Source organism: Microbacterium sp. NPDC076895 (assembly GCF_040687115.1).
Taxonomy (GTDB): Bacteria; Actinomycetota; Actinomycetes; order Actinomycetales; family Microbacteriaceae; genus Microbacterium.
This window is the reverse complement of record NZ_JBFBMQ010000009.1, coordinates 111,211-118,569: the sequence shown is the minus strand read 5'-3', so window position 1 is coordinate 118,569 and position 7,359 is coordinate 111,211. Positions and strand designations below refer to the sequence as shown.

At 64.9% G+C, this 7,359-nt stretch carries 6 protein-coding genes; 5 read left to right on the top strand and 1 reads right to left on the bottom strand.

Going from position 1 to position 7,359, the window contains the following annotated elements; translation table 11 throughout:
• The first annotated feature begins 136 nt into the window (after positions 1-136).
• Genes mmsA through AB0O89_RS09820 form a run of 5 tightly spaced genes read left to right on the top strand, consistent with a single transcriptional unit; the run spans position 137 to position 6,287 of the window.
• Positions 137-1,666, top strand: coding sequence for a multiple monosaccharide ABC transporter ATP-binding protein (gene mmsA, locus AB0O89_RS09840; protein ID WP_363496893.1), 1,530 nt, complete (start codon positions 137-139; stop codon positions 1,664-1,666).
• Positions 1,667-1,691: 25 nt separating this feature from the next.
• Positions 1,692-2,930: a multiple monosaccharide ABC transporter permease gene (gene mmsB / locus AB0O89_RS09835; protein ID WP_363496890.1), complete on the top strand. Its 1,239-nt coding sequence runs from the start codon at positions 1,692-1,694 to the stop codon at positions 2,928-2,930.
• Between the two features lie 53 nt (positions 2,931-2,983).
• Entirely contained in the window at positions 2,984-3,793 is an 810-nt protein-coding gene (gene rsmI, locus AB0O89_RS09830; protein WP_363496887.1) for a 16S rRNA (cytidine(1402)-2'-O)-methyltransferase, read from the top strand.
• 38 nt (positions 3,794-3,831) lie between these two features.
• A complete protein-coding gene (gene metG / locus AB0O89_RS09825; protein ID WP_363496884.1) occupies positions 3,832-5,409 on the top strand; it encodes a methionine--tRNA ligase in 1,578 nt (525 codons plus the stop codon).
• Complete coding sequence (locus AB0O89_RS09820) at positions 5,406-6,287, top strand: TatD family hydrolase (RefSeq protein WP_363496881.1); 882 nt, start codon at positions 5,406-5,408, stop codon at positions 6,285-6,287. The genes metG and AB0O89_RS09820 overlap by 4 nt, the downstream gene beginning before the upstream one ends.
• Here AB0O89_RS09820 and AB0O89_RS09815 read toward each other — a convergent pair.
• Positions 6,269-7,354 carry a LacI family DNA-binding transcriptional regulator gene (locus AB0O89_RS09815; RefSeq protein ID WP_363496878.1) on the bottom strand — a complete coding sequence of 362 codons (1,086 nt, stop codon included), beginning with the start codon at positions 7,352-7,354 and terminating at the stop codon, positions 6,269-6,271. The two genes, AB0O89_RS09820 and AB0O89_RS09815, sit on opposite strands and share 19 nt — an antisense overlap.
• Positions 7,355-7,359 lie beyond the last annotated feature (5 nt).

Below are 7,359 nucleotides of genomic sequence, written 5' to 3'. Positions count from 1 at the left end.
TATAAAAATCTTGTTTTTTTGGTTGAACGGGTTTTTTTCCAACTTCTAGTTTTAAACGTTTTATAATTTATTTTTTTGGGGGGGGGGGGGCCCCCCCCCCCCCCGACACGAGGCCGAATGCTGACAAAGAGTCATGATGGCGGACAACATCCTCGAGATGCGCAGCATCACCAAGACCTTCCCCGGGGTCAAGGCGCTTTCGGGCGTCACCCTCGAGGTGGAGCGTGGTGAGATCCACGCGATCTGTGGTGAGAACGGCGCTGGCAAGTCGACGCTCATGAAGGTGCTCTCCGGTGTCTATCCGCACGGCTCGTACGACGGCACCATCGTCTTCGAGGGTGAGGAGGTAGCTTTCCGGAGCCTCAGCGACAGCGAGGCCAAGGGAATCGTCATCATCCATCAGGAACTGGCGCTGAGCCCGCACCTCTCGATCGCCGAGAACATCTTTCTCAACAATGAGCAGCGCGGTGCCCTCGGTCTGATCGACTGGAACCGCACGAACTTCCAAGCCGCGGAGCTACTTGCTCGGGTGGGTCTGCGGGACAACCCGACGACTCCCATCAAGCAGATCGGCGTCGGAAAACAGCAGCTCGTCGAGATCGCCAAGGCGCTCTCGAAGGAGGTGAAGCTTCTCATCCTCGATGAGCCGACAGCGGCTCTCAACGATGAGGACTCCGATCACCTGCTCGGCCTGATCCTCCAGCTCAAAGAGCAGGGGATCACGTCGATCATCATCAGCCACAAGCTCAACGAGATCAAGAAGATCTCCGACACCGTGACTGTCATCCGCGATGGAAAGACGATCGAGACGATCGCCCGAGACGATGTCACCGAAGACCGCATCATCAAGGACATGGTCGGCCGCGACCTCGAGCATCGGTATCCCGACCACGACCCGCAGATCGGCGAGGAACTACTGCGCGTCGAAGACTGGACCGCCTACCACCCGCAAGACCCGTCGCGTGTCGTCGTGGACAACGTGTCCCTGAACGTCCGCGCCGGCGAGATCGTCGGGATCGCGGGACTCATGGGAGCCGGGCGCACCGAGTTCGCCATGAGCTTGTTCGGACACAGCTACGGCAGCAAGATCTCGGGCAAGGTGTACATGCGCGGGCGCGAGATCAAGACCCGCACCGTTGCTGAAGCGATCGAGAACGGACTGGCGTACGCCACCGAAGATCGCAAGACCTACGGACTCAACCTCATCGAGGACATCAAGCGCAATATCTCGATGGCGTCGCTGAGCAAGCTCGAGCGTCTGGGTCTGGTCAACGACAACCAGGAATACGCGGTGGCCAATGAGTACCGCCGAGACCTCAACATCAAGGCGCCCAACGTCCTCGTCAAGACCGGCAAACTCTCGGGCGGCAATCAGCAGAAGGTCGTGCTGTCGAAGTGGATCTACTCCGACCCTGACGTGCTGATCCTCGATGAGCCCACCCGAGGCATCGACGTCGGAGCGAAGTACGAGATCTACACGATCATCAACAAGCTCGCCGCCGCCGGTAAAGGCATCATCGTCATCTCGTCCGAACTGCCGGAACTCCTCGGCATCTCCGACCGCGTGTACGCGATCTCGGAGGGCCGCATCACCGGCGAACTGCCCGTCGAGGAAGCGACACCCGAATCGGTCCTCAAGCTCATGACCATGGAAAAGGCCCGCTGACGGGCCGCGCAGGAGAACAGACACCATGTCCAACGACATCCCGAACACGGAATCCACGGCAGCCGGAGCGCTCGTCAACCCGCCCGACAATAAGTTCACCCGGTGGTTCAGCAACATCCTCGGCGACCTCGGCAAGAACGGCATCTTCATCGCCCTCATCGCGGTCGTGGTGTTCTTCACGATCACGACCGACGGCATCCTGCTGCGCCCGCAGAACATCTCGAACCTGATCGTCCAGAACGGCTACATCCTGGTTCTCGCGATCGGCATGGTGATGGTCATCATCGCGGGTCACATCGACCTGTCGGTCGGGTCGGTAGCAGCCTTCATCGGTGCACTTTCGGGCGTCTTCGCCGTGCAGTGGGGGCTCCCGTGGTGGCTTGCGATCGTGCTGTCGCTGCTGATCGGTGCCGTCGTGGGAGCCTGGCAGGGATTCTGGGTGGCGTTCGTCGGCATCCCGGCCTTCATCGTGACCCTCGCGGGAATGCTCATCTTCCGCGGGCTCGCGCTCGTGGTCCTCGGCAACGCGAACATCGGATCGTTCCCCGAGGAGTACCGCGCGCTCGGCAACGGATTCCTCACCGGTGTGTTCGGCGAGGGCACGCCCGACATCTTCACGCTGCTGGTCGGCGCCGCCGCGATCGTGCTGCTCGTGCTGAACCAGGTGCGCTCGCGGGCTGCCCGGGTCAAGTACGGCCAGGAGGTCGACCCGATCGTCTGGTTCATCATCAAGCTGCTGCTGGTGTCGGCCGCGATCGTGTTCTTCATGTTCTCGCTCGCGATGTACAAGGGCATCCCGGTGACCCTGATCATCCTGGCGGTGCTCGTCCTCTTCTACGGCACGATCATGAACCGGTCGGTCTTCGGCCGCCACATCTACGCGATCGGTGGCAACCGTCACGCCGCGGAGCTGTCGGGCATCAAGACCCGTCGCGTCGACTTCCTGCTGTTCGTCAACATGGGCTTCCTCGCAGCGCTCGCGGGACTCATCTTCACCGCGCGTCTGAACCTCGCAGGACCCAAGGCCGGTGACGGATTCGAGCTCGAAGCGATCTCGGCAGCCTTCATCGGTGGTGCGGCAGTCCAGGGTGGTGTCGGCACCATCGGCGGCGCGATCATCGGTGGTCTCATCATCGGTGTGCTCAACAACGGTATGTCGATCATGGGTATCGGCATCGAATGGCAGCAGGCGGTCAAGGGGCTCGTGCTGCTGCTCGCTGTCGCCTTCGACGTCTACAACAAGCGGCGCTCGGGCAACAGCTGAGTCAGTCGAGTGGGCGCGGCCCCAGCCTGAGGCGTCAGCCCTAGGCTGGGGCCGTGATCATCCTCGCCGCCACGCCCATCGGTAATCTCGGCGACGCGTCTCGGCGCCTTGTCGAAGCGCTGGAAGCGGCGCAGGTGGTCGCCTCCGAAGACACCCGCACGACACAGCGGCTGCTTGCAGCTCTCGGCATCCAGAACCGGCCCCGGCTGATTGCCTTGCACGACCATAACGAGAAGGCGCGCGCGGCTGAGCTCGTCGAGATCGCACGAGACACCGACGTGCTGCTGCTGTCGGATGCCGGGATGCCGACCATCAGCGACCCGGGATTCGGGGTCGTTGCCACGGCGGGCGCAGCCGGGGTCGCGGTGAGTGTGCTGCCGGGGCCGAGCGCGGTCCTCGCGGCCCTAGCAGTCTCGGGCCTTCCGACGGATCGATTCACGTTCGAGGGGTTTGTGCCGCGTAAGTCGGGGGAGCGGCGCAGCGCGTTGTCGGCGCTGCGCGCTGAGCCGCGCACAATGGTCTTCTTCGAGTCGCCCGCGCGCTGCGCGCAGACCCTTTCTGACATGGCTGGCATCTTCGGCGTCGACCGTCCCGCTGTCGTGTGCCGTGAGCTCACCAAGCTTCACGAGGAGGTACGCCGCGGACCGCTTGAGGATCTGGCCGCCTGGGCAGCCGAGGGAATCAGGGGAGAGATTGTCATCGTCGTCGGTGGCGCCGCCGGTCCCGCGATGTCGTTCGACGACGCGGTGGCCTACGTTTCAGATCTCCTCGCGCAGGGAAAGCGCCTGAAGGATGCCTGCGCGGAGGTCGCCGCGGCATCCGGGCACTCGTCGCGTGAGCTCTACAACGCGTCGCTGTCATAGACCCGCGGGGCGGCATCGGCCCGAACTAGACTTCTCGGGTGAGTTCCGGCAGTTCCTTCTACATCACGACGCCGATCTACTACCCGAGCGATGTCCCGCACATCGGGCACGGGTACACGACGGTCGCCGTGGATACCCTCGCGCGTTGGCACCGACAGTCAGGCGACGACACCTGGATGCTGACCGGAACCGACGAGCACGGGCAGAAGATGCTGCGGGCTGCCGCCGCCAACGGTGCGACCCCGCAGGAGTGGGTCGATCGGCTCGTCGGCGAGTCGTGGTTCCCGCTGCTGAAGACCCTGGATGTCGCCAACGACGATTTCATCCGCACGACGCAGGCTCGCCACGAAGAGCGCGTGACGCAGTTCGTCCAGGCGATCTATGACAACGGCTACATCTACGCGGGCGAGTTCGAGGCGCTGTACTGCGTGGGCTGCGAGGAGTTCAAGACCGAGGCCGAGATCATGGACGGCACGGGGGCGTTCGAAGGCCTCAAGGTCTGTGCGATCCACTCCAAGCCGCTGGAGCTGCTGCAGGAGAAGAACTACTTCTTCAAGCTCAGCGAGTTCCAGGACCGCTTGCTCGACCTCTATAAGACTGTTCCCGATTTCGTCAGGCCCGAGTCTGCCCGCAACGAGGTGGCATCCTTTGTCCGCAGCGGTCTGAAGGATCTCTCGATCTCTCGCTCGACATTCGACTGGGGAATCAAGGTCCCGTGGGATCCGTCACACGTCATCTACGTGTGGGTCGACGCACTGCTGAACTATGCCACGGCTGTCGGCTACGGATCCGACCCCGAGCAGTTCGCACGCCGGTGGCCCGCCTATCACGTCGTCGGCAAGGACATCCTGCGCTTCCACGCCGTCATCTGGCCGGCGATGCTCATGGCCGCCGGCGTCGAGGTGCCCCGCGGCGTCTTCGCGCACGGGTGGCTGCTCGTGGGCGGCGAGAAGATGTCGAAATCCAAGCTCACCGGTATCGCGCCGACCGAGATCACCGATGTCTTCGGCTCCGACGCGTACCGCTTCTACTTCCTCTCGGCTATCGCGTTCGGTCAGGACGGCTCGTTCTCGTGGGAGGACCTGTCGGCGCGCTATCAGGCAGAGCTCGCGAACGGATTCGGGAACCTCGCCTCGCGCACGGTGGCGATGATCGAGCGGTATTTCGAGGGCATCGTGCCGCCGCCCGCGCAGTACACGGATGCCGACCTCGCCATCCAGCGGGTTGTCGCGGAGGCTGCCTCGAACGCGGATGCTGCGATCGAGCGGTTCCGCATCGACGAGGCGATCGGGGCGATCTGGACGATCGTCGACGAGCTCAACGGGTACATCACCGAGAACGAGCCGTGGGCGCTCGCAAAGGATGACGCGCTTCGACCGCGCCTGGAGACGGTTCTCTACACCGCGGCCGAGGGGTTGCGCGCGCTCGCACAGCTGCTCTCGCCGGTGATGCCGATCGCGACCGAGAAGCTCTGGATTGCTCTGGGGGCCGCCGAGACCATCGGCCGCCTGCAGGACCAGCCGCTTCGCGAGGCTGGGGCCTGGGGACAGCTGAAGCCGGGCACCTCGGTCAATGGCTTGGCGCCGCTGTTCCCCCGGGTCGAGCAGCCGGCGTGAGCGACCCGAGCGCCTACGTGCGGGAGAGGTCGGCGTCGGGCCGGCGCGACCTCACCTATCCTGAGCTGCCCGAGCCGCTCGTGGTGCCCGTGTACGACAATCACTGTCATCTCGAGATCATGGACGGGGACGACCCGCTGAGCCTGGACGAGCAACTCGCCCGGGCAGCCTCGACGGGGATTGCGGGCGTGGTGCAGGCATCCGGCGACGTGGAGTCTTCGCGGTGGGCGGTGTGGGCTGCCGAGCAGCATCCGCAGGTTCTCGCGGCGGTCGCGATCCACCCGAACGAGGCGCCGACGTACGAAGCGGCGGGGGAACTCGATGCCGCGATCGCAGTCATGGACGAGCTTGCCGCCCACCCGCGGGTGCGCGCAATTGGCGAGACGGGGCTCGACTTCTTCCGCACGGATGCCGAGGGTCAGCCGGCCCAGTACCGGTCGTTCGAAGCCCACATCGCGCTTGCCAAGAAGCACGGGATCGCCATGCAGATCCACGACCGGGATGCGCACGACGAGGTTCTGCGCGTGCTCGAGAGCGTCGGTGCTCCCGAGAAGACCGTGTTCCACTGCTTCTCGGGGGATGCCGAGATGGCGCGCGTTGCCGCCCACCGTGGCTATTACCTGTCTTTCGCCGGCAACATCACGTTCAAGAACGCGCAGAACCTGCGTGACGCGCTCGCCGTGACGCCGCGAGAGCGCATCCTGGTCGAAACCGACGCGCCTTTCCTCACGCCGGTACCTCACCGGGGGCGTCCGAATGCGCCCTATCTTGTGCCCATCACGCTGCGGTTCATGGCCGCGGAACTGGGCCTGCCGGTCGATGAGCTTGCCGCTCAGGTTGCCGCGAACACGATCGAGGTCTACGGCACGTTCGCCTGAGCGGCAAAGCCCTCGGAGATGGTGCCGCGACGAACCGATGTCGGCGCCGACCGGGTTGTCGACCCGCCCACGAGTTCCCACGGCAAAACCACCGGTGACATCGGGGTAGTTGCGGATTCCAGCGCTGCGACCAACTCGGGAAAGAGGAGCTCCGGCGCCTGCTCGGGGTGCACGCATACGTGGGTGACGCTCAGTCGGCGGTTCAGAGCGCAGTCATGCAGGCACAGCGCGACGAGCTGAAGATCGCGCGGCAGCACGACATCGAGCGCCGTCAGGTCGAGAAAGAGCCGCGGCCCTTCCGGAGCGAAGGAGAAGAGGCCGTCGACACCCTCCAGCAGGAGTTCACGGATGCTCCCGGCAAGCTCCAGGCTCGAGGCATCCACCCGTGCGACGATCGGCGCCTGACCGCGGTCGGCACACCATTGCGCGTAGACGGTCTCGCCGATCTCCAGGCGGGGGAGCCCTGGTTCACCGGTGAGAAGCCCGATGTTCGTCGCGCCACTGGCAGCGAGGAGGTCCAGGGCTGCGGTCGCGGCATCCTCGTATCCGGTGCGGATCCACATCCCCGCATCCGGCGGAAGGGGCAGGTCGTTGGTGATGACCGGGATGCTCTGCGCTGCCGCGATCGCGAGAAGCGGATCACTCTCGCGAGCATCGGGTGCGTACACGGCGTCGACCCGGGCGCTGCGCAGCAGCTCCGGGCGTGCTGAGGGGATGACGGTGACCGTGAACTGGTGCGCGGCCGCAGCGTCGACGAGAGCGCTGAGCTGCCGCATGGCGTACTGCGCCTGAGCCGCCTCGCGCACCGGGTCAAGCGGCGGCGACGCGACGTACCCGATCGAAAGCGTTCGCCCGCGCCGGAGCGCCGCTGCGTACCGGTCGGGGGAGTACCCGAGGTCGGACGCGGCATCGACGATCCGCTTCCTCGTGTCGGCGCTGAGCGCACCCCGGCCGTTGAGTGCCTGACTGACCGCCGCCGTGGATACGCCGGCTTTGGCCGCGACATCCTTCACCGTGACCCGCGCGCGCGGCAACGGGATCGGTGTCTGGTCGGGATGCTGGGTCATGCTCA

What these genes read in the sequence shown, in the direction of transcription:
- mmsA (WP_363496893.1), top strand. Translation starts at nt 137, where the DNA reads ATGGCGGACAACATCCTCGAGATGCGCAGCATCACCAAGACCTTCCCC.
- mmsB (WP_363496890.1), top strand. Translation starts at nt 1,692, where the DNA reads ATGTCCAACGACATCCCGAACACGGAATCCACGGCAGCCGGAGCGCTC.
- AB0O89_RS09815 (WP_363496878.1), bottom strand. Translation starts at nt 7,354, where the DNA reads ATGACCCAGCATCCCGACCAGACACCGATCCCGTTGCCGCGCGCGCGG.